Here is a 19577-nt window from a genome sequence, read left to right as displayed (position 1 = left end):
TAAATATAGTAATTATCTCCCAGGTATCCGTTATCATGTACATTCGTATAAGTCAGAGGATACATCAAGTCATCCAGCACATCCTATATTGCCTGTTCCTCTTCTGCAAAGTAATTATGAACCATCTCTTTATGTTCTCTGCGAAATTTTTTATATGCGCCAATCGACCTGTTCTGCATAATAATAATCTCTCCATCTTCCATAGAACCATACGACCTTTCTATCTTGGATAAATTTTTCCAGAAAAGTGGTAACCATGAATCCGGGAATCCCCTTGTATGCAAAAGATCCAACAACGCTCTCTTCCGCCCGACATCCTCCGGGAGGAACGGCTGTCTGGAGACATTATGTTCCTCCACCAGATCGCCGTCTATTAACAGTATGCTGCAGCTATTTTTATTGGAGGCTCTATATAAAAATCTGCCAAGTTCTTTGATAAAATTACCTCCGGTTCCCCCGCAGCCAACAATAATAATATTACTCAAACTTCCCACACCATTTGGTGTGCTGAACCTTGAAAAATCAATACTTTAGTCCATAAAAAAGGCATAAACCGCTTGCTTATGGTATAATTGAGTTGCGAAAAACAATCACACAGCAAGGAGATTTATGCCATGTCAAGTATACCACATTCTGAGGAAAACGAAAACGAGATTTTCAATTCAGTCACAAATTTTATGAATAGATTCCAAATCGGAAAGCTTCTTTTCAAATGTAATGCCGGAAAAGCAAAAGGAATCCCGGTAATCGAAGTGTTTCGATACCTGTTTTGTCTCATTTTCTCGAATCGGAGCATGTATATGCAACGGAAAACCGGCACATTTGACGGTTCATTCTGCAAAAACACCATTTATCGTTTCCTCAATAATGCAAAGATTAACTGGTTTCGGTTCACAACCTTACTTTCAAGCCGTATCATCAATGATTTCATGAAGCCGCTTACAGGTGAGAACCGCAAAGATGTCTTCATTATTGATGATAGTCTGTTTGACCGTTCCCGTTCAAAGAAAACAGAACTTTTGGCGAAAGTCTTTGACCACTGTTCCATGAAGTACAAGAACGGTTACCGTATGCTGACGCTCGGATGGTCCGATGGGAACTCCTTTGTTCCGCTCAACCATTGTCTTATGTCGGCAGCCGATGATAAAAATCTGCTCTGCAAAGCTGCAGACTTCGATGGGCGTTCCCTTGCCGGAAAAAGGCGGAAACAATCCAGACGTAAAGCAACAGAGGTCATGATTGACCTGCTCAAAGCAGCACGATCATCCGGAATTTCTGCAAAATATGTGTTGTTTGATAGCTGGTTTTCATCACCGAAGACCATTACTGCATTGAAGACAGACTGCGAATTAGACACAATCGCAATGGTTAAGAAAAGCAGTAAAATCAAATATGGATATCAGGATGGGAAATACAACATCAAAGAAATTTACAAACAAAGCAAAAAACGCAGAGGCCGCTCCAAATATCTGCTTTCCGTTGATGTAACCGTTGGTGATGAGGCAATTCCGGCAAAAATCGTCTGTGTCCGGAACAAAAGCAAGAAAAAAGACTGGCTTGCCATTATCAGTACAGACACAACGATTTCAGAAGAAGAAATCATCCGTATTTATGGGAAACGCTGGGATATTGAGGTATTTTTCAAGACCTGCAAATCCTATTTACATCTGGTAAAAGAGTGCCGGAGCCTGTCCTATGACGCTTTGACTGCGCATGTGTCTATTGTTTTTGTAAGATATATGATGCTTGCAGTTACGCAGCGGTGTAATACCGATGACAAAACGATTTGTGAATTGTTTTACCGTCTCATGGATGAACTGGATGATATCACTTTTAGTCAATCCATGAGGATTATCATAGATGCACTCATGGATACCGTAATGGAACATTTCCACATCACGGAACAACAGCTGGAGGATTTCACTACCAGCCTTGTTCAGAGACTGCCAAAGTACATGCAAAAAGCATTGGAGTACGGTTCAGCGTCTGCCTAAATGTTATTTTATGAGTTAAAGTATTGATTTATCAAGGTGCAAAACCCATTTTTTATGTGGGAAGTTTGAGTAATATTATATTTCATGCCTCTGACCTTCCTTCAAAAATATCCTCTAATGCCACTTCACCGAATATGCCTGCAACACCTACTCGAAGCGCATATCCAGGCGTATGCCTGTCCAGATTTCCAAACACCATATACAACCGTATGCCTTTCTCGTCTTCATTATCTACGCTCGAAAAAAAGGCTGAATACATTCCGTGGCTATGGATATCCATAACCAGAATATATTTCTGCTCCATCTGCAGATCTCTTTTGAATTTTACGGAACCTCTGGTTACACACTGCTCTGGTTCAAAGAGAATGTAGGAGTCTTTGGAATTATCATAGAAAATCTGCAGCGCATGCTCAAGCGCCGGTGTTTTCTTAAAAATCCTGATTACATCCTCCAATATCCGTCTCGGAATTTTGTGGGCAGACAGCTGAAAGGCTGCCTGATCCTTTTTTGAGCTGTTACATCTGAAAACGCCAAATGGCGTGGTTTCCACACGCCATTTGTCCTGATACTCATCTTCTATGATCTCATGCTTCCATCCTGGGTTCAGCGGCCGGATTTCAAGCCCTTTCCTTGAACTAATCAATACCGGCACAACAAAATGCCTCTGATCGTACTGCATATCCGTCCTGTCCTTCGTATATTCGGGATAAACACCTTCGAGTACCTCTCGGATCTCCTCCAGGGTCGCGGAACGTTTCCCCTGAATATCCTCCGGATTAATCGTAAGGGAGAATCCGCTCGCCCTTACTTCCACTGGAATTGCAATCGATTTATCCTTCTCTTCCTGACCCGATTTCATAACTGGAAACAGATGATTCTGCTCCTCAATATAGGCAAATCCACACTCAGAAAATTCCGGATAATGACTGGCAAACTTCTGTTGGAGCTCTGCCTCTGTCACCTCTGAAACGCCGAAATCCTCCTCCCCATATGTTTCCTGTATCCCAAGATATCCAACCGTAACAGGGAAGGTATACTTTTTCCCGCCTGGAGCATTTCTCTCCATAAATGGAATCAGCAGCTTTTGTTTTTCATCATACTGGAATCTGCAGCCGTCATATTCAGGATGTGCTTCTACCCACAATGCCCTTATCTCATCCAATGACATCTTTGTGTCCAGCCATAAAGACTCTGTACCGGCTGTTACTTCCAGTGGGAATTCCAGTTTATCTTCATTCGTAAACTCCTTGTACATAATCTCCGGCCGGATATAAGTTTCTATTCCTTCTTCTTTTTCTTCTACATTCATAACAGAAATTTTGAAGAAGATACCGGCCAGTTCCCTGAACGTGCTGCGGATGTTTTTCTTGAGCGCATCTTCACTCCACGTGCCCGCAGCCTCATCATAAAATACATGACGCAGATGCCCCGCACAAAATGAAACCGGCAGCTTGTAATTTGTTCCCTGCTTCTTTTCTTTTTTCTCTTTCTTTTTAGGCTTTGCAGATGCCTTCTTTTCATCCTTCAGTTCTTCTTCTGTAATTCCAAAAATATCAAATAGATCCATTCCTGTCCTCCTTCTTTATGATACCCTTAATCATGGTGCCAATATTTCCCCTGTCGCTCATTACAAGCAGCTTTTCCGGAAATTCCTCTTCTTCTTTTAATTTCTCCAGCACATTGCGCAGGTTGTCTGTCTTCCATTTCACCGAGCGCTCCGCAGTAAACTGAACCACTACCGGCTAAAGCCGGTAGGTTCGGTGTGCTGCTAAAGCAGCCTAAAGTTGTCTCTGCTCTTTGTTATTCCTTTTATCTTTAACTTATTTCAAAGTTGTCTGTTTTTAATTTCTCTTGTAAATCTTGATTTTTAATATACTCTTTGATAATTTCATCTGTTACATTTCCACTACTTGCCACAAAGTATCCTCTTGCCCACAAATGCCGTCCCCAGAATTGCTTGTTCAATTCTTTGTATTCCATCTGCAATTTTCGGGATGTTGTTCCCTTAATATATTGTACCAGCTTACTTGCTGATAGATGCGGCGGTGCTGATACCAGCATATGGATGTGATCACTTCCTACATGCCCTGCCAGGATTTCTACCTCGTTCTTTTCGCATATGATTCGGATTAATTCTCTTGTCCGTACCGCTATCTTTCCTGTTATCACCGGTTTTCTATATTTTGTTATCCAAACCAGATGGTACTTAATATCATACGTGCAATGTGACGATTTTCTATAATTCTCCATATTCTTCACCTCACGTTTAGTATTTCTATTTTTACTTTTTTCTAAACTTGAGGTTATGGGGTTGACCTAAAGGTTTCGCCTTAAGGCGAGGGTTTTAACCCCATTATACAGACAATAATCATTGTTGCAGGGACTGTCATAAAACAGAGAGCATACTACATCTAATTTCCTTAATTCCGTAATCTCCGGCAGACTGTTGCTCCCCCAGCACACTTGATGTGACTGCACATTTACATTTCCATACGGATAATTATATAAGACAGACTTCTCATTCCACTGTGTACCCGTCAATGCATATACCTCCGTTGAACAAACTGTCGTCCCGCAAACTAAAGTTCAAATCTCCCGCACAAAAACGTCAAATTAAAATCTCAAGTCCCAAATAACGTCTATAAGAATGTGCTGTAGGAAGCAGCACGTTTTCCTCTTGACCATTCCATGCTGTTCCGATATAGTTTTTATGGAACGAAAAAAAGAGAAAGAACAGCACCCCTACAGTTCGTTCTTTCTCTCATACACCAGTGTGCCTGCCATATACGGGATCATGTCCCACTCTTGTGACTCCGGCACTACCGACATATACTATGATAAGAGAAAACTCCCTGTTTTGCAAGCTGATTCGTATAAAAACTTCATCTAAAGTCCTGTTTGATTCTTTCATGGAGGGATTCTGCCCTGAGCTGCAGACCTGTCCCTGTTGTGGGGCTAAGGGAAGCTGCCGGATCCATGCCTACTATGGCCGTTCTCTGGTGGACTTCGTGGGTGGCACCCCTGTCCGCCACAGCCTCTGCATTCTGCGCCTTATCTGTACCTGCGGCCATACCCATGCCATCCTTCCGGACTTCATCATCCCCTACTCCGGCTATGGCCTGTTCTTTCTCCTGCGTGTCCTGGCGGAGTATTTCCTGCACCTGTCTACCGTGGAGAGACTCTGCGAGCGCTTCTCCATCTCTCTTTCCCAGCTGCGCCGATGGCTGGATCTTTTCCGTGTGCAGAAGGTGGAATGGCTGGGCATCCTCTCTTCCGTGGAGATATCCGCCCTTTCTTTCCTGAAGGCTCTGTCCATCCAACCCGCCTATTCTGATTTTGCTTCCGCCTTTGTCCGCCGCTTTGCGAAATCCTTCCTCCAGTCCCATAGGAATCCGGCGCCTTACTGCCAGCAGGTATTCGGCCCGTGAAATGCTTTCCCTCAACCACACGCCATAGGTATGGCTTCCTTTCCCCACCTCCCTCATAATGGTGCAAAACAACCTAAGGAGGATATTTTTATGGACAACAATCAAAAGAACCTTTCGGATGCAGCCGCCATGGCACAGTTCCGGCTCGCGCTCATTGCACCGGTCATCCATGACCTTTACCCAGATGCGTCCAGGAACGCCTACTACCAGCGTATCACCGAGAACCCTCTCACCCTGCCGGATGGTTCTGTGTTCCGCTATAGCCCCAAAACCATCAGCAAGTGGGTATCCCTTTACCAGAACGGCGGCATCGACGCACTTATGCCCCGGGAGCGCTCCGATAAGGGTGCCACCCGGGTGCTGCCAGATACCGCCATCGAAGAAATCTGCCGGCTCAAGGCGGCTTTCCCAAGACTGAATTCCACCCAGATCCACAAACATCTTGTGGAAGAAGCCTTCATCCCTGCTTCCGTCAGCGTCTGCGCAGTCCAGCGTTTTGTGAAGAAGCATGACCTGAAATCGGCATCCAACCCAAACCTGAGGGACAGGAAGGCCTTCGAGGAAGATGCCTTTGGGAAAATGTGGCAGGCGGATACCTGTTACCTTCCTTATATCACGGAAAACGGCCAGCGCAGGAGGGTCTACTGCATCCTGGTCATTGATGACCATTCCCGTTTCCTGGTGGGCGGCGGACTCTTCTATAATGATACGGCCTACAACTTCCAGAAGGTGCTCAAGGATGCCGTGGCCGCTCACGGGATCCCGTCTAAGCTCTATGTCGACAACGGTTGCAGCTACGTGGGTGCGCAGCTCTCCCTGATCTGCGGTTCCATCGGCACCGTCCTTTTACATACAAAAGTACGGGACGGTGCCTCCAAAGCCAAGATAGAACGCCAGTTCAGGACACTCAAGGAAACCTGGCTCTATACCCTGGATATGGATTCCATCACCTCCCTGGCGCAGTTCAACGGGCTCCTTAAGGATTACATGCGCTCCTACAACACTTCCGTCCATTCCGGCATCGGCACTACACCCCTTGCGCGCTACCAGCAGACCCGTTCTTCCATCCGCAGGCCTAAGTCCAGGGAATGGCTGGAGGAATGCTTCCTGAACCGTATTACAAGGAAGGTGAACAAGGATTCTACCGTCTCCATCGACAGGGTGGCCTACGACGTCCCCATGCAGTTCATCTCATCAAAAGTGGAGATCCGGTTCCTTCCGGATGACATGTCCTCCGCCTTCATCCTTTACGAAGGGGAGCATTACCCCATCCGGCCTACGGATAAGAACGAAAACTGCAGGACCAAGCGCAATAACGCACCAGGCATTGACTACTCAAAGTTAGGGGGTGGCTGTTGATGTTCCGTTCTTACTATGGATTATCTTTCAATTCTTTTGATAAACAAATGGCCCGGGAGAAAGACCGTTTCCTTTCTAAGGACATTTCTGAGATGCTCTCCCGGCTGGACTACTTAAAAGATACCAGGGGCATCGGCCTGTTCACGGCACGCCCCGGCATGGGCAAGTCCTTCGCCCTGCGCTGTTTTGCAAAAGGACTCAACCCCAACCTCTACCACATGGAGTACATCTGCCTCTCCACCGTAAGCGTCATGGAGTTCTACCGCCAGCTCTGCTCCGTCCTGGGGGTGGAGCCAAGGGGCGGTAAGCCCGGGATGTTCCGCGCCATACAGGAGCAGATCCTCTACCTTTACAAGGATAAGAAGCAGCCCCTCCTCCTGGCCGTTGATGAGGCCCAGTACCTATCCACAGGCATCCTGGAGGACATCAAAATGCTCATGAACTACGGCTATGACTCCCTGAACTGCTTCACGCTCATCCTGTGCGGGGAACCCCATCTTAACAATACCCTGCGCAAGCCCGTTCATGAAGCCCTGCGGCAGAGGATCACTGTGCACTACAACTTCTCCGGTCTCTCTGATTCGGAGGTGGCGCAGTACGTGCTCCATAAGATCACCTGTGCGGGAGGCTCTTCCTCCATCATAGAGCAGGCCGCCCTTTCCGCGGTCCACAGCCACTCCCAGGGAAGTCCCAGGCTGGTGGACAACCTCATGACTAACGCTCTCACCCTTGGCGCACAGATGGAGAAGAAGATGATCGACACAGAAGTGATACTAGCCTCCGTCAGCAGCCAGAATCTTGGGTAGGGAGGTGCTGCTTATGGAATATAACTGTATCCTCAGGGATGGTCCCCGCAGGGAAATCTGGACAGGAAAGATCCTCTTATTACGGTGGCGGCCTGGGTGGTATGAAGCAGAGATCAATGGGCGGGGGACTTACTTCCACATCCTGGCCGGGCAGCATAAATATGGGAATTACCTTTGTATCCCGAACCATGATGTAGGATGTGAACTGTCTGATTTTTCTGATATTTTTTGGAATGAGGGGCGGCTCAGCAGTCTGATGCGGAAGGTAGATGCAGTTACGGTTGCCTCTGGCTTGGCTTATCTCCCGACTCTGGCTGACAAACAATGAACCACCTATATGCATCTTGTGGCCGTGGATCTTACGACAGGATCTATGGCCTTTTGCGTTTCAAAGGAAAAATCAATACCGGCAGTGTGCAACATTTTCGACAGCATTATGCATTTGCAGAAGGCACTGCGCAGTCTACGGGAGAAAAGTTGGAAAAATAATTTGCTGTTTGCGTCTCCCTCAATTCGCCGCCCAACAAACAAACCCGCCCGTGTATAATATGAAAACAGAACAGAAGTGCAGGAAACGGGATTGTGTACTTTGTCTCCTCAAACTGTAATGGGATTCTCTGCTTTGAAACTGTCAGCAGCATATGTCCGCTTATTGTCATATCGGATTCCCTCCGGATCGTCCCATCATAATAATTCTGAGGTAGCCTGCCAATTCTGTAGAACACATCCATATTCCTGGCATTTTTCATTGCTTCCAGCAGTCTGTCAACATCCACATACTTTGCACTGTGCGTTTTGTCTCCCCGGATTACTTCTACATGTGCGGCATGATAATAATTACCGCCAAATTTTTCATCATCCAATGTTATAACCGTCTTCATACTCAGTACCTCATATTAAATAGCCCTTCTCATTGCTATACTGCATCCTGGCATGGATTCCAGGTTAATCACCGGATAATCTTCCTGCAGTTCATTATTTAAGATAGTCCCCAGATTATTTAGCAGATAAACAATATATTCCAGAGAAGCCTTTTTTAGACATGCTTTATTCCCTGAAACAATTCCCATTACCTGTTTAAAATCATCGTTATCTCTCGGTTCTACTTCCTCCAGTTTATCAATCAGCGCTATCAATTCATTTACTTTTATCATATTCCTTCCTTTCAATGTGCAAATCCACAGTAATTCAGCACATAATCAAACCCAAGCCCATTTTCATACAGCGGGCGCATACAATAGTTGTAAAGCCTATAGTCATCAGACTTCATCCTCTCAAAGCGGTTCGGATGAGGTTCCAGCTGTACCCCCATGCAGCAGTAGACACAGCCGGATCTGTAAACCCCTGTATTTTGGAACACGCCATTGCGGCACTCTATTGTCCCATAGATACTGCAAATGTTGAGATTATTTACGGCAATATACCGTAGGATATCCTGACGGGTCCAAAAACCTAGGGGCTGGGATTTTGGGTGCTTTGCATCATATACATTGCAGCCTGTACGGTTATATTCCCTCTGCCTTCTGTACCCTTCATCCTGTGTGATCCCAATATAGGGAACCCTGCCTGTTTCCTTGTTATATGCATAAATTGGCTGCTTTTTCGTAATGTCACAGCACAGTTCGCTGATATCAAAAGGTGCATTTACAAGGAATTTCCACTTTTCGGCCAGCTTTCCAAAACTTCCTCTTTCGTCTCCGTTCAGAAGATAATTTCGATAACGGGCGCTTAGGTTGCCATGCCGCAGCTTTCTGATTTTTGCTGCCGTCTCTTTACTGATCAGTGGGTATCCATGCACTTCCAGCACTTCCTTGAATGACATTTTTGGCCTCAGAACAGTCACATTATCATATAAGGAAACAAATCTGACGATTTCCGGATACTCAAGCCCGGTATTCACAAATACCAACGGAACATCCCCGACCGTTTTTCTGACAAGATCAACAAGTACCGTCGAATCCATCCCGCCCGAAAAAGATACATAGACGTCACCCTCGTGGAAATCATACCAGTCCTCAATTCGCCTCCTGGAGAGGATAAGCTTCTCTTCAAAAGGAAGATACTTTCTCTGGGCAAACTGCCATTCATTCAGTTTCAGTTCATTGTCCATTATAAACATCTTATCCGCCCTCTCCTATAAAACCATAATCAATCTCTTCTCCTGCCAGGTATAGGATAAAAACTGCGACTTCATATAAAAAAAAGTCCTGAGAAATGCTTTTTTCTTTCATTCCATCAGAACTTTTTCCTGTATTTGCCGCCTGTCTCTTTTTGAATCTGGCCAGCCACCTCCGGGCGGTTTTTACCGCATGATCCTTATTCCCGATAATCCTGCCGTTCTCCAGTCTTGCCTCTTCCAAAGTAACTGTCTCTGCTGTGTCAAATTCATAATTCCCTATATTCAGTTTGTTTTGGAAATATTTTAATGCCTGATACGAAACATGCAGATTTTTTATCACTGCGCTTACCACGTATTCGTTAAATATTTCCCCGTCCTCGATCATTTCCGCATAACGGAATGCGTCTGCGGAATAGGCATAATAGAATCCCAGCGACATATGATAGTTATAATCATCATTTCCCGCTGACATCCCATGAGACCTTAGAAATTCCTGGACATCTGTATCCTCCTTCTTCTTCACTCGATCTGCCATTTCTTTCTCTTTGTTGTACGCATAACAACTTCCTCCTTCTATTAATATTTTTGCATAAAAAAACATCTGGCATAGTACCAGATGCAAAATTCTTCCCACGCTTCCCCCTGATGATAGATAAAAACCTGTTACCAGGGATTTCACGCCTTCTCCTCTTCCTAAGAATCAGAGTATGAAAAGAATCTTTATGCGTTCATTATATTGCATACGAAGCAGAATGTCAAAAACTTTATAATGTTAATCCACACTAATTCCAACCGCCCTTTTCTCTTATTTGACATTTTACAAGCATAAAATACAAAACCTTACTGTTAGGGTGAAATGTATCCGCAGCCTTTCCCTACTTCGGAGGCTCCACCCTTACTTTCACTAACTCATTCGCTGCACGGACAAGGTTGTCCCGGTAAGACAGATTCTTATAACGTTTGATCTGAATCTGTGTGACCCCCATCTGCCTGGCTACCTGCTCCGGGCTTGCTTCATATGCAAACATTGTGACCGCACAAGTATTTCTCAGCGCTTCTGCACTGTAATTCGGTACGCCGGCAAGTTCTGTATATTTCTTCATGAGCCTGCTGATATACATGGTATTCAGCTTATTCCCGCGGCTGTTATAGAACAGATATTCTTGTTCCTGCCTCTGGGCAATATACTGCCCTAAAATCACAAACACATCCTCCGGTATAAAACAGGGGTCCTTCCGGCTTGGCAGTTCCGCATACACACCATTGTCATATGCAACAATATCACACAGCTTCAATCCTACAATCTCTGTCGATGAAAGCCCTACCCTCTGAAGCAGGGCAAAAATACAATATGCCTGGAGGTCATCCTGCGCTTCAGTAAATATCTTATCAATATGTTCTACCGGGATCGTCTTTGCGTATTTATCTATCTTTGCAATCCTTTTTAAATAAGGAAGGAAGTAGTCCCGAAATGATGCCGGGACCTTGTATTTCCCACGCTCATCACAGATATATTCAGCCAGGGAATGCAATTCCCGGATTTTCTTTGCCATTGTGCTTGGCTGCATCTTTCCTGTCTCCAGTTTCTTCTGCAGATATTCAAAATAGGCTTCTGCTTTTTCATAGTCCAGCTGTAAAAAATCACTCTCGCAGAACCGCATAAATTCGGCCACATCTACTTCATATGACGCAATACTGACTTCATTACGGAAATGTGCAGTAAAATCTGGCCAGATTACTTGCAGAAACTGGTCGGAAGCGTGTATGTTGTTCATTTGGCCTGCCCTCCCTTGTTGACTGATCCGCGGAAGCGGATTCACAATATGTTATAAGTATATATTCATACTATAACATATATTATATGTCAAATTCAAGTGATACTATAAATTTGATTACTCCGCACTATCTTCTACTTTAGCATTCCCTACCACAGATTCCTTAAAATCTTTTCATAATCAACACGCAGCGAATTTACCTGTCTACTTGGCAAGGAGCAATATCAAATCAATATACCATTTTTCGGAACTCTAAAAACTCCGTAATTGATAAACAGACTCTAGGTCTAACAAAATAGCGCATAGCCCGCTGGATTTCCACAAAAACTATACGCTAAATACACATAACTATATTTTTATACCCGGGGTCTTAAGCCAAACTACAGATTCCCCTTCAGTCCTATTTCCGCAGCCTTCTCCTTCATGCCTTCTATAGTTTCCCGAATCACTTCATCCAGTTCCATCCCCAGCATCTCACAGCCACTGCGGACAACATCTCGATTGACGCCGAACGCAAAAGACTTATCCTTAAATTTCTTCTTTACAGACTTTACTTCCAGATCCAATACACTTTTGGATGGGCGCATCAGACATACCGCATTAATCAGACCCGTCAGTTCATCCACTGTAAACAATACTTTCTCCATCCGGCTTTCCGGTTTCGTATCCGTACAAAGTCCATAGCCATGACATTTCATAGCACGGATATAGGCTTCATCAATTCCCCGCGCCTGCATGATTTCTTCTGCCTTTTTGCAATGTTCCTCTGGATATTTCTCATAATCCAAATCATGCAGCAACCCGGCCACACCCCATACGTCCTCATCTTCGCCATTTAAACGTGCAAAATGCCTCATCACTGCTTCCACAGCCAATGCATGCCTTTGGAGCGCCAATGTCTTTGTATATCCCGTCAGCAGCCCCCACGCTTCTTCCCTTGGTAACTTTCTTTCCATTGTAAAACCTCCTAGTATAATAATGTAATGTTTCCCACCGCTGGTTCAGCGGCAAATTAAAAAATTGTATAAATGGCCGCGGTACCCATCATACGGCGGCATGACATTCCCGTAAGGAAATGCTAACGAAAACAAACCTGTACCAAAAACATGTACAAAACCGTTCCTCCCCCGATGCTGAGCAACGTGTTCTTTCGCCATTTATGAAGCACAACAATAGAGGAAACTGCAATCATCTCCGGTATCACAAAATACTTTCCGGCAAAAGCATCCTTTAGGCAGTAAACCACCAAAAGCCCAATCACCGCATATGGAAGTACCGTTCCCAAATAAGATATGTATGCCGGCGGCTTCTTCCCTTCCGGAAATATAATAAACGGAAGAAACCTTGTAAGCATAGTGCCAGCCACCACTACAATTATTGTAACAATCTCCTGTACGGCTGTCATAATACCGCCCCCTTATCTTTTCTCTTCTTATCAGCAGAAAAACACAGTATAATCAAAGCCATCGCCGGCAAACTGAACCACTACCGGCTAAAGCCGGTAGGTTCGGTGTGCTGCTAAAGCAGCCTAAAGTTGTCTCTGCTCTTTGTTATTCCTTTTATCTTTAACTTATTTCAAAGTTGTCTGTTTTTAATTTCTCTTGTAAATCTTGATTTTTAATATACTCTTTGATAATTTCATCTGTTACATTTCCACTACTTGCCACAAAGTATCCTCTTGCCCACAAATGCCGTCCCCAGAATTGCTTGTTCAATTCTTTGTATTCCATCTGCAATTTTCGGGATGTTGTTCCCTTAATATATTGTACCAGCTTACTTGCTGATAGATGCGGCGGTGCTGATACCAGCATATGGATGTGAGCACTTCCTACATGCCCTGCCAGGATTTCTACCTCGTTCTTTTCGCATATGATTCGGATTAATTCTCTTGTCCGTACCGCTATCTTTCCTGTTATCACCGGTTTTCTATATTTTGTTATCCAAACCAGATGGTACTTAATATCATACGTGCAATGTGACGATTTTCTATAATTCTCCATATTCTTCACCTCACGTTTAGTATTTCTATTTTTACTTTTTTCTAAACTTGAAGTTATGGGGTTGACCTAAAGGTTTCGCCTTAAGGCGAGGGTTTTAACCCCATTATACAGACAATAAAATTCCCGCTCCCAAATATCAGCAGACAAAGCAGAGAACATCCAAGACCTGTCAAAGCCGGCCGGTGGTCTTTTGCCTCCTCCCACTGATTTATAAACATCACTACAAATAAAGCTGTCATGACAAACTCAATCCCCGTTGTATCAAAATGAATGACATATCCCAAAAGAGCCCCAAGCGTCGCTCCAGAGACCCAGTAAATCTGGTTCAACAGTGTTACAAAAAGCATAAACCAGCCTTTATCAACATCCGCAGGAGGCGTTACCGTACAATTGACAGTAAAAGATTCATCACACATGCCAAAAATCAGATATGGTTTCTTCCATCCCGTATTTTTATATTTTTCCAACATTGATATCCCATAAAACAGATGTCTGGCATTCACCATCAATGCCAGAAAAAAAGCATGCAGCGGATGAAAAGCAGACAGCAAGAGTTCTGCTGTGATAAATTCCATAGAACCAGCAAATATAAACATGCTCATAAGCATTGGATAAACAAATGAGAAGCCTTTACTCCTCATCAAAAACCCATAGGACATCCCAAGAAATAAAAAACCCACACAAATCGGCAGTGTATAAGGCAATGCCGCCTTAAATGCTTTTGTTTTCATCAAATTTTTCTCCCTTTTGTTGACTTCCTTTTCGATATTTTTTATAATGTGGAATATCATACTGTACATTCGTCTGATATTTTGAACGATTTTGTTTTTTATATTTTACAACTGTTCGATATATCTGTCAAGCAGAAAGGAAATTTTATGGAACTGGGAAAAGTTATAGCAATTAATCTGAGAAATTTAAGAACAGAACGGAACCTGACACTGGGACAGCTATCAAAAATATCAGGTATCAGCAAAGCGATGCTGTCAGATATAGAAAAAGGCGGCAGCAATCCTACCATCAACACCATCTGGAAGATTGCCAATGGATTGAATGTGCCATACACCCGACTAATGGACGGTATCGAAAAAGAGGCGACTGTTATACGCAGGTCAGAAACTACTGCACAGAAAGGGGAAGCCGAGCATTACCGGGTATACTGCTATTTCAAAAGTACTCCCGTCCGGAATTTTGAACTTTTTTATGTAGAATTAGACGCCCAATCCTCCAATGCCTCTATTGGACATTCCAAAAAAGCCCAAGAATATGTTTATGTGATTCGCGGGGCGCTGATTCTTCATACGGAAACAGGGGATTATACACTGGAAGAAGGAGATTCTCTTGTATTCGACTCCTCCATCGGTCATACTTACATCAATCAGAAAAATATAATGGCGGCTTTCATGGTAATCAACTACTACCCTAATTAACATCTTCATCTGCCTTCCAATACAGACTCACTATAATCCACGTTCACTATTGTCTGCCAATATTTTGTCAAATTAAAAAAAAGCCACTATAGGATACCTATTCCTATAATGGCTTATCATCTATTCTGAATCTTCCTTTGAAAGCATTTCAAGGATTTCCTCAATACTTCTTCCTGACTCAGCTACTGCCTTGTACAATCTTTCTTTTTGAGCCTCTTCAATTTGGCTGTTTAATTCCTTCTTCTTTTCTTTCAATACTTTCATATGTTCTTTACATTCTGCGATATCCTTTTCCACAGCTTCCAGCTGCTCTTCCAATGTAAGATTATTTTGTTTTTTACGTCTTCCAGCCATTGCTCGTCCTCCAATCAAAAATATTATCTACATCCTACCACCGATCCGGTGAAATTACTATACTTTTCTTTCCATTTTTCTTTAATATTTCAAGCAGGCCGAGCACGAAGAAAAGCTGCGCTCTATCCAGGACAGCAAACGGCAGCTTTATGAACAGTATGCACTTGGAGAGATTGACCTGGAAACCTACCAGGAACGCAAGGCGGTATATGACGCGGAACTGGTGCAGGCAAGGAATGTCCATGCCGCCATTACCGCACAGACCAAGCAGATACAGAGCGATTATGAAGCAAAGCTGAAACAGCGTGAGATCGTTCAGGAAGTAGGCAGCGCCGACACACTGACGCAAGCCCTGATTGACAGGCTTATCAGTAAGGTCTATATCTTTCCGGGAGACCGGATCGAGATTGAATATGTGACACAGGATTTCTTAGGAATAAGCGAACCAGGAAAGGAGGCGTGAGCCATGAATACCGTATTAAGCAACTACGGGCAGCTATGCGGCTGCCCGGAAATCCTCAAAAAAAGTTGTAATTTTTTTGTCGTGGGCTTGACATACGGGTGCCTAAGTCATGAAACTTGCTTTTGAATTTATATTGCACTATTTCTTTGATTTTTGAAATAAACTCAATAAATTGCACTTCATTTATTTCAATATTAATGATATACTGAAAATAGATTTTTACTATTGAGGTATATGAGATGATTCCTTATACTGGAGATTACATTGAACATATTGATGGTAGCATAAATAATTTTAAATATTACACATTTACCCCACGTCCTCTGATGCATGGGGATATGTATAAAATGGACGATGAACTATCTGCCTTGCTAATTGAAGTTCATCGAAATATTGGATTTTTAAAGGGACTTTTTAAGTATGCCCCAAATAGAGAAGCGTTCGTCGAATTAATGCTATTAAAAGAATGCACATATTCCCGAATGATTGATTACGATACTCTCACTTTTCACGAGGTACTTGCCAGTCGCGGGAGTGGTAAAAACGATATTGCATCAATTACTAATCTCAAACTGGCATACAAGAAAGCGATAGATAGGACAATTTCAGCTCCAGTTCTAAGTGAACTTTGCGGAATTGCATTATATGGTGATGTAGTTAGCAAGCCAATTGATATTAGGGACAAACAGACTTTTTTATTGGGTGTCAGGACGAACCTTATATCTTACAACCCTACAGCCCCTGACGCAGTTTTGCCAGCGCTGGCCGATATTTCTGCTTATCTATATAATGACAAAGACACTGATCCGTTAATTAAGGCTGCATTAGTGCATTATCAGTTTGAGATGATACATCCATTTGAGAGATATAACGGGATTGTAGGACGAATCATTGTTCCAACGATATTGTGCAATATCGTTGGAGAAGCAAGACCGCTAATATGTCTGTCCGAGTATTTGTATCACAACAAGAATGAATACTTCGACTTGCTTCAAACTACTCAATACAGTGGTGGTTATATTCGGTGGATCAAATTTTGTGTAAATGCTATAAATGAAACTGCAAAACGGTCAGCTCAGTTACTGATACAGTATGAAGATATTGTAGCAAAAGATATAAAACAATTAGAAGATATACAGTTGCTACCCAAAAGTGTTTGGCGTGTATATAATTATCTTAAGCTTTTTCCTGTGACTAGCATTTCCCATGCCGCCACACAGTTGGGAAGTTCGTTCAATTCAATCTCAAATGCCCTGCACTTGTTGAGTTCGAATGGCATCGTCACTCAAGAAAACGACAACATGAGGAATCGTATTTGGAAGTATACTGCGCTTGCATCCCATTTGATATAAGATTAATGTTCGTTTTAAGGGAATATTCGATAAGATTAAATTATTGGCTCTTTATTCCTGAACTTTAGGCAGCGATAAATATCTAAGATTTGGAGGACATAATGACGCAATCAAATATCATCATGTACACTACAGAAGATGGAGTCATAAAAATAGAAGTTACATTTGACCATGATACAGTTTGGCTTTCTATAGATCAAATGGCGGAATTATTTCAACGGGATAAAAGTGTAATTGGAAAACATGTAAGAAATATTTTTAAAGAAGGAGAATTGGAAAAAGAAGCAGTTTGGGCAAAATTTGCCTACACTGCTTCTGACGGCAAGACCTATCAGGTGGATTTCTATAATTTAGATGTTATTATTTCCGTTGGTTATCGGGTAAAATCCCTGAGAGGAACACAGTTTAGAATATGGGCTACTTCTATTTTGAAGGAATATATGAAAAAAGGGTTCGCATTAGATGATGATCGGCTTAAGAATCTCGGAGGCGGAAACTATTTTGATGAATTGTTAGCTCGTATCCGTGATATTCGTTCTTCTGAAAAAGTATTTTGGAGAAAAGTTCTGGAAATATATGCAACAAGTATTGATTATGACCCAAAAGCAGAAAGTTCAATTATATTTTTTAAGCAGGTACAAAATAAAATGCACTGGGCGGCTCATAAGCACACGGCGGCAGAAGTAATCTATCAGCGGGCAGATGCAGATAAGGACAATATGGGATTAACAGCGTGGGCTGGAAAGGAAATTAAACGTTCTGATGTAGAGATCGCAAAGAATTATTTAAGCCGTAACTTCCTTAGTTTAGGTATTACCCTCTTATTCCATATTCATAAAGGTATTATAGGATGCCGACAAGCATTGGATTTCCTTGCTTTTCGGTATTTTTTATGATATAATACCTATTAGGTATTATATCAGGAGATGAAGATATGAAGAGTAAACGAGCAAACTATCCGAAATGGGTAGAAGAATTCAGGGGAGAAGGTCGTGAAATTAAGAAAGTAGGCTCTTGCTATTATTTATATACTTTCAAAACAGTTTATGATCCGATGACTAAAAAACCAAAAAAAATATCTACGGGTTATCTTGGAAAGATTACCGAAGATTCCGGGTTGATCCCGGCAAAACATAGACAAAAAGCTACCCTTATGAAACCGTTGGAGCTTGGCAGGCCTCTTGAAGCCGGCGCTGTCGAGATGTTGGAGCTTTTAGGTTCGGATATTTTGGAAAACCTTCAGCTTTTTTACCGGGATGAACTTGCGGAAGCAATCTTTATTATAGGCAAAATACGGTTGATTGAACCAACTGCCTTAAAAAGAGTGGATTTCCTTTACTCGAATTCTTATGATACGGTACTTCATCCCCGCATAAGACTTGGAAAAAACGAGCTTACCGCTCTGCTTAGGGAAATTGGCAGAAACCGGCTGGCACAGGTGAATTTTATGAAACTTTATACGGTAGGCAGTGAATTCCTTCTTTTTGATGGAACACGCATTGTGTCTTATTCAGAGAATTTAAACCTTGCCCAGATTGGTTATAACCACTGCTCCATTCAGGATCCTCAAATGAACCTTCTGTATTGCTTTAGTCTGTGTCCGACTTTCGGGCCTGCTTATTTCAAAGTAAATGCCGGCGATAAACCAGATGTATCCGTCCTGAAAAATGCATTAGATGAATTTGGTATGATAAATTTTATAATGATTGCCGACAAGGGGTTTGGTTCGGATGAAAATTTTCGATATCTTCAGGACAATGGAATCTCTTATATCGTGCCGCTCAAAAGAAATGATTCCATGATAGACTATCAAAGTCTAAAGAAAGGAATCAGCCATATGGAAGGAATGTTCCAATATCATAACCGGACGATTTACTACTGCACTATGAAAAAATATAAAGCGGTCAAACAACGCGGACGGGTAAAGGCAGGAGCGGAACGCAAAATAACTGTTTTGCAAGATTTGGTCATAACATTTACGGATCTAGGGTTGAAGAACCAGGAAATCAAAGATTATAATGAACGTATTGAGCGTGGCTGCAAAGGATACACCTTTGTGGATTTTCAGGAAAAGGAAGTACGTATGGGCACACTGACACTTCGGACTGACATGGATTTGAAAGCGCAAAAACTTTATGAAACCTACAAAGAACGTGAATCCATAGAAGATGCAAATAAAGTCTATAAAGATGTTCTGGAAGATGATAAGTCCTATATGCAGGATTCGGATGCTTATAATGGATGGTTGTTTTTGAACCATATTTCCATGATGCTTTACTATCGTGTATTTAACTGTATTAAAGCAGCCGGCCTCACGTCTAGGTATTCTGTCAAAGACATAATGACATACCTTAAACGTTTTACTTACCAGAAAATCAACGGTGAAGAAATCCGGGAAATTCCAACAAAGGTCTCTATAGATAAACTGCGTAATATTTTTCCGGAAGAAATGAAAAGAATCGTTCCCGAAAAATCGAATAAAAAGAACTAATACTTC

At 42.7% G+C, this 19577-nt stretch carries 23 protein-coding genes and 2 pseudogenes; 10 read left to right on the top strand and 15 right to left on the bottom strand.

Annotation, left to right across the window (positions count from 1 at the left end):
• Positions 1-83: 83 nt before the first annotated feature.
• On the bottom strand, positions 84-485 hold the full coding sequence (locus tag AC6I3O_RS27745) for a ubiquitin-activating E1 family protein (RefSeq protein WP_497853990.1): 402 nt from the start codon (positions 483-485) through the stop codon (positions 84-86).
• A 129-nt stretch (positions 486-614) separates the two neighbouring features.
• On the opposite strand from AC6I3O_RS27745, the gene AC6I3O_RS27740 reads away from it, so the two are divergent.
• The gene (locus tag AC6I3O_RS27740) at positions 615-1994 is read left to right on the top strand and encodes an IS4 family transposase (RefSeq protein ID WP_497853989.1); all 1380 of its coding nucleotides are present in this window, start codon (positions 615-617) and stop codon (positions 1992-1994) included.
• An 82-nt stretch (positions 1995-2076) separates the two neighbouring features.
• On the opposite strand, the gene AC6I3O_RS27735 is transcribed toward AC6I3O_RS27740, so the two are convergent.
• The 4 genes and pseudogenes from AC6I3O_RS27735 to AC6I3O_RS27720 all read right to left on the bottom strand — a co-directional run.
• On the bottom strand, positions 2077-3561 hold the full coding sequence (locus tag AC6I3O_RS27735) for a hypothetical protein (protein WP_497853987.1): 1485 nt from the start codon (positions 3559-3561) through the stop codon (positions 2077-2079).
• The gene (locus AC6I3O_RS27730; protein ID WP_497853985.1) at positions 3548-3703 is read right to left on the bottom strand and encodes a hypothetical protein; all 156 of its coding nucleotides are present in this window, start codon (positions 3701-3703) and stop codon (positions 3548-3550) included. Before AC6I3O_RS27730 ends, AC6I3O_RS27735 begins: the two co-directional genes overlap by 14 nt.
• Positions 3704-3809: 106 nt before the next feature.
• Positions 3810-4244, bottom strand: a complete 435-nt coding sequence (gene tnpA / locus AC6I3O_RS27725; RefSeq protein WP_300512659.1) for an IS200/IS605 family transposase — start codon at positions 4242-4244, stop codon at positions 3810-3812.
• Positions 4245-4310: 66 nt separating this feature from the next.
• Positions 4311-4541: pseudogene (locus tag AC6I3O_RS27720) on the bottom strand (hypothetical protein); the annotation flags it as partial.
• Positions 4542-4828: 287 nt separating this feature from the next.
• On the opposite strand from AC6I3O_RS27720, the gene AC6I3O_RS27715 reads away from it, so the two are divergent.
• The 4 genes from AC6I3O_RS27715 (at position 4829) to AC6I3O_RS27700 (ending at position 7915) form a co-directional block, all read left to right on the top strand.
• Complete coding sequence (locus tag AC6I3O_RS27715) at positions 4829-5422, top strand: DUF6431 domain-containing protein (protein WP_368444840.1); 594 nt, start codon at positions 4829-4831, stop codon at positions 5420-5422.
• A gap of 90 nt (positions 5423-5512) precedes the next feature.
• Entirely contained in the window at positions 5513-6781 is a 1269-nt protein-coding gene (locus AC6I3O_RS27710) for a DDE-type integrase/transposase/recombinase (protein ID WP_039909679.1), read from the top strand.
• The gene (locus tag AC6I3O_RS27705; protein WP_497850715.1) at positions 6781-7587 is read left to right on the top strand and encodes an ExeA family protein; all 807 of its coding nucleotides are present in this window, start codon (positions 6781-6783) and stop codon (positions 7585-7587) included. Before AC6I3O_RS27710 ends, AC6I3O_RS27705 begins: the two co-directional genes overlap by 1 nt.
• A 13-nt stretch (positions 7588-7600) precedes the next feature.
• Positions 7601-7915 (top strand): DUF6618 family protein, encoded by a 315-nt coding sequence (locus tag AC6I3O_RS27700; RefSeq protein WP_004604849.1) that lies wholly within the window; start codon positions 7601-7603, stop codon positions 7913-7915.
• Positions 7916-8021: 106 nt separating this feature from the next.
• Here AC6I3O_RS27700 and AC6I3O_RS27695 read toward each other — a convergent pair whose 3' ends face one another.
• The 9 genes from AC6I3O_RS27695 to AC6I3O_RS27655 form a co-directional block, all read right to left on the bottom strand.
• On the bottom strand, positions 8022-8468 hold the full coding sequence (locus tag AC6I3O_RS27695) for a hypothetical protein (protein ID WP_497853982.1): 447 nt from the start codon (positions 8466-8468) through the stop codon (positions 8022-8024).
• Positions 8469-8483: 15 nt separating this feature from the next.
• Positions 8484-8741 (bottom strand): hypothetical protein, encoded by a 258-nt coding sequence (locus AC6I3O_RS27690; RefSeq protein WP_497853979.1) that lies wholly within the window; start codon positions 8739-8741, stop codon positions 8484-8486.
• 11 nt (positions 8742-8752) lie between these two features.
• Positions 8753-9706, bottom strand: coding sequence for a phosphoadenosine phosphosulfate reductase family protein (locus AC6I3O_RS27685; RefSeq protein WP_159757555.1), 954 nt, complete (start codon positions 9704-9706; stop codon positions 8753-8755).
• Between the two features lies 1 nt (position 9707).
• Positions 9708-10340, bottom strand: a complete 633-nt coding sequence (locus AC6I3O_RS27680; RefSeq protein WP_159757552.1) for a hypothetical protein — start codon at positions 10338-10340, stop codon at positions 9708-9710.
• 241 nt (positions 10341-10581) lie between these two features.
• A complete protein-coding gene (locus tag AC6I3O_RS27675) occupies positions 10582-11481 on the bottom strand; it encodes a tyrosine-type recombinase/integrase (protein WP_160282122.1) in 900 nt (299 codons plus the stop codon).
• A gap of 380 nt (positions 11482-11861) precedes the next feature.
• Complete coding sequence (locus AC6I3O_RS27670; RefSeq protein ID WP_016220488.1) at positions 11862-12437, bottom strand: HDIG domain-containing metalloprotein; 576 nt, start codon at positions 12435-12437, stop codon at positions 11862-11864.
• 122 nt (positions 12438-12559) lie between these two features.
• The gene (locus tag AC6I3O_RS27665) at positions 12560-12886 is read right to left on the bottom strand and encodes a branched-chain amino acid transporter permease (RefSeq protein WP_159757547.1); all 327 of its coding nucleotides are present in this window, start codon (positions 12884-12886) and stop codon (positions 12560-12562) included.
• Between the two features lie 160 nt (positions 12887-13046).
• Positions 13047-13481 (bottom strand): IS200/IS605 family transposase, encoded by a 435-nt coding sequence (gene tnpA / locus AC6I3O_RS27660; protein WP_497853913.1) that lies wholly within the window; start codon positions 13479-13481, stop codon positions 13047-13049.
• A gap of 80 nt (positions 13482-13561) precedes the next feature.
• Positions 13562-14212 (bottom strand): AzlC family ABC transporter permease, encoded by a 651-nt coding sequence (locus AC6I3O_RS27655; RefSeq protein ID WP_497853974.1) that lies wholly within the window; start codon positions 14210-14212, stop codon positions 13562-13564.
• Positions 14213-14359: 147 nt separating this feature from the next.
• Between AC6I3O_RS27655 and AC6I3O_RS27650 the strand changes: the two genes are divergently transcribed.
• Positions 14360-14911 carry a helix-turn-helix domain-containing protein gene (locus AC6I3O_RS27650; RefSeq protein WP_497853971.1) on the top strand — a complete coding sequence of 184 codons (552 nt, stop codon included), beginning with the start codon at positions 14360-14362 and terminating at the stop codon, positions 14909-14911.
• Positions 14912-15031: 120 nt separating this feature from the next.
• Here the strand turns inward: AC6I3O_RS27650 and AC6I3O_RS27645 are convergent, their stop codons facing one another.
• A complete protein-coding gene (locus AC6I3O_RS27645; RefSeq protein ID WP_497853968.1) occupies positions 15032-15265 on the bottom strand; it encodes a flagellar export protein FliJ in 234 nt (77 codons plus the stop codon).
• A 223-nt stretch (positions 15266-15488) separates the two neighbouring features.
• On the opposite strand from AC6I3O_RS27645, the gene AC6I3O_RS27640 reads away from it, so the two are divergent.
• From AC6I3O_RS27640 to AC6I3O_RS27625, 4 genes and pseudogenes are all read left to right on the top strand, one after another.
• Positions 15489-15728, top strand: coding sequence for a hypothetical protein (locus AC6I3O_RS27640; protein ID WP_497853966.1), 240 nt, complete (start codon positions 15489-15491; stop codon positions 15726-15728).
• A 239-nt stretch (positions 15729-15967) separates the two neighbouring features.
• Positions 15968-17080 (top strand): Fic family protein, encoded by a 1113-nt coding sequence (locus AC6I3O_RS27635; RefSeq protein ID WP_497853964.1) that lies wholly within the window; start codon positions 15968-15970, stop codon positions 17078-17080.
• Positions 17081-17181: 101 nt separating this feature from the next.
• Positions 17182-17883, top strand: a pseudogene (gene rhuM, locus AC6I3O_RS27630) (RhuM family protein); the annotation flags it as partial.
• 131 nt (positions 17884-18014) lie between these two features.
• A complete protein-coding gene (locus AC6I3O_RS27625) occupies positions 18015-19571 on the top strand; it encodes an IS1634 family transposase (RefSeq protein ID WP_290451292.1) in 1557 nt (518 codons plus the stop codon).
• Positions 19572-19577 lie beyond the last annotated feature (6 nt).

The organism is Sporofaciens sp. St.21A7, from assembly GCF_059728535.1.
This window is presented reverse-complemented; position numbering and strand designations above follow the sequence as displayed.

What these genes read in the sequence shown, in the direction of transcription:
- AC6I3O_RS27740 (WP_497853989.1), top strand. Translation starts at nt 615, where the DNA reads ATGTCAAGTATACCACATTCTGAGGAAAACGAAAACGAGATTTTCAAT.
- AC6I3O_RS27735 (WP_497853987.1), bottom strand. Translation starts at nt 3,561, where the DNA reads ATGGATCTATTTGATATTTTTGGAATTACAGAAGAAGAACTGAAGGAT.
- tnpA (WP_300512659.1), bottom strand. Translation starts at nt 4,244, where the DNA reads ATGGAGAATTATAGAAAATCGTCACATTGCACGTATGATATTAAGTAC.
- AC6I3O_RS27715 (WP_368444840.1), top strand. Translation starts at nt 4,829, where the DNA reads ATGATAAGAGAAAACTCCCTGTTTTGCAAGCTGATTCGTATAAAAACT.
- AC6I3O_RS27710 (WP_039909679.1), top strand. Translation starts at nt 5,513, where the DNA reads ATGGACAACAATCAAAAGAACCTTTCGGATGCAGCCGCCATGGCACAG.
- AC6I3O_RS27705 (WP_497850715.1), top strand. Translation starts at nt 6,781, where the DNA reads ATGTTCCGTTCTTACTATGGATTATCTTTCAATTCTTTTGATAAACAA.
- AC6I3O_RS27700 (WP_004604849.1), top strand. Translation starts at nt 7,601, where the DNA reads ATGGAATATAACTGTATCCTCAGGGATGGTCCCCGCAGGGAAATCTGG.
- AC6I3O_RS27695 (WP_497853982.1), bottom strand. Translation starts at nt 8,468, where the DNA reads ATGAAGACGGTTATAACATTGGATGATGAAAAATTTGGCGGTAATTAT.
- AC6I3O_RS27690 (WP_497853979.1), bottom strand. Translation starts at nt 8,741, where the DNA reads ATGATAAAAGTAAATGAATTGATAGCGCTGATTGATAAACTGGAGGAA.
- AC6I3O_RS27685 (WP_159757555.1), bottom strand. Translation starts at nt 9,706, where the DNA reads ATGTTTATAATGGACAATGAACTGAAACTGAATGAATGGCAGTTTGCC.
- AC6I3O_RS27675 (WP_160282122.1), bottom strand. Translation starts at nt 11,481, where the DNA reads ATGAACAACATACACGCTTCCGACCAGTTTCTGCAAGTAATCTGGCCA.
- AC6I3O_RS27670 (WP_016220488.1), bottom strand. Translation starts at nt 12,437, where the DNA reads ATGGAAAGAAAGTTACCAAGGGAAGAAGCGTGGGGGCTGCTGACGGGA.
- AC6I3O_RS27665 (WP_159757547.1), bottom strand. Translation starts at nt 12,886, where the DNA reads ATGACAGCCGTACAGGAGATTGTTACAATAATTGTAGTGGTGGCTGGC.
- tnpA (WP_497853913.1), bottom strand. Translation starts at nt 13,481, where the DNA reads ATGGAGAATTATAGAAAATCGTCACATTGCACGTATGATATTAAGTAC.
- AC6I3O_RS27655 (WP_497853974.1), bottom strand. Translation starts at nt 14,212, where the DNA reads ATGAAAACAAAAGCATTTAAGGCGGCATTGCCTTATACACTGCCGATT.
- AC6I3O_RS27650 (WP_497853971.1), top strand. Translation starts at nt 14,360, where the DNA reads ATGGAACTGGGAAAAGTTATAGCAATTAATCTGAGAAATTTAAGAACA.
- AC6I3O_RS27645 (WP_497853968.1), bottom strand. Translation starts at nt 15,265, where the DNA reads ATGGCTGGAAGACGTAAAAAACAAAATAATCTTACATTGGAAGAGCAG.
- AC6I3O_RS27635 (WP_497853964.1), top strand. Translation starts at nt 15,968, where the DNA reads ATGATTCCTTATACTGGAGATTACATTGAACATATTGATGGTAGCATA.
- AC6I3O_RS27625 (WP_290451292.1), top strand. Translation starts at nt 18,015, where the DNA reads ATGAAGAGTAAACGAGCAAACTATCCGAAATGGGTAGAAGAATTCAGG.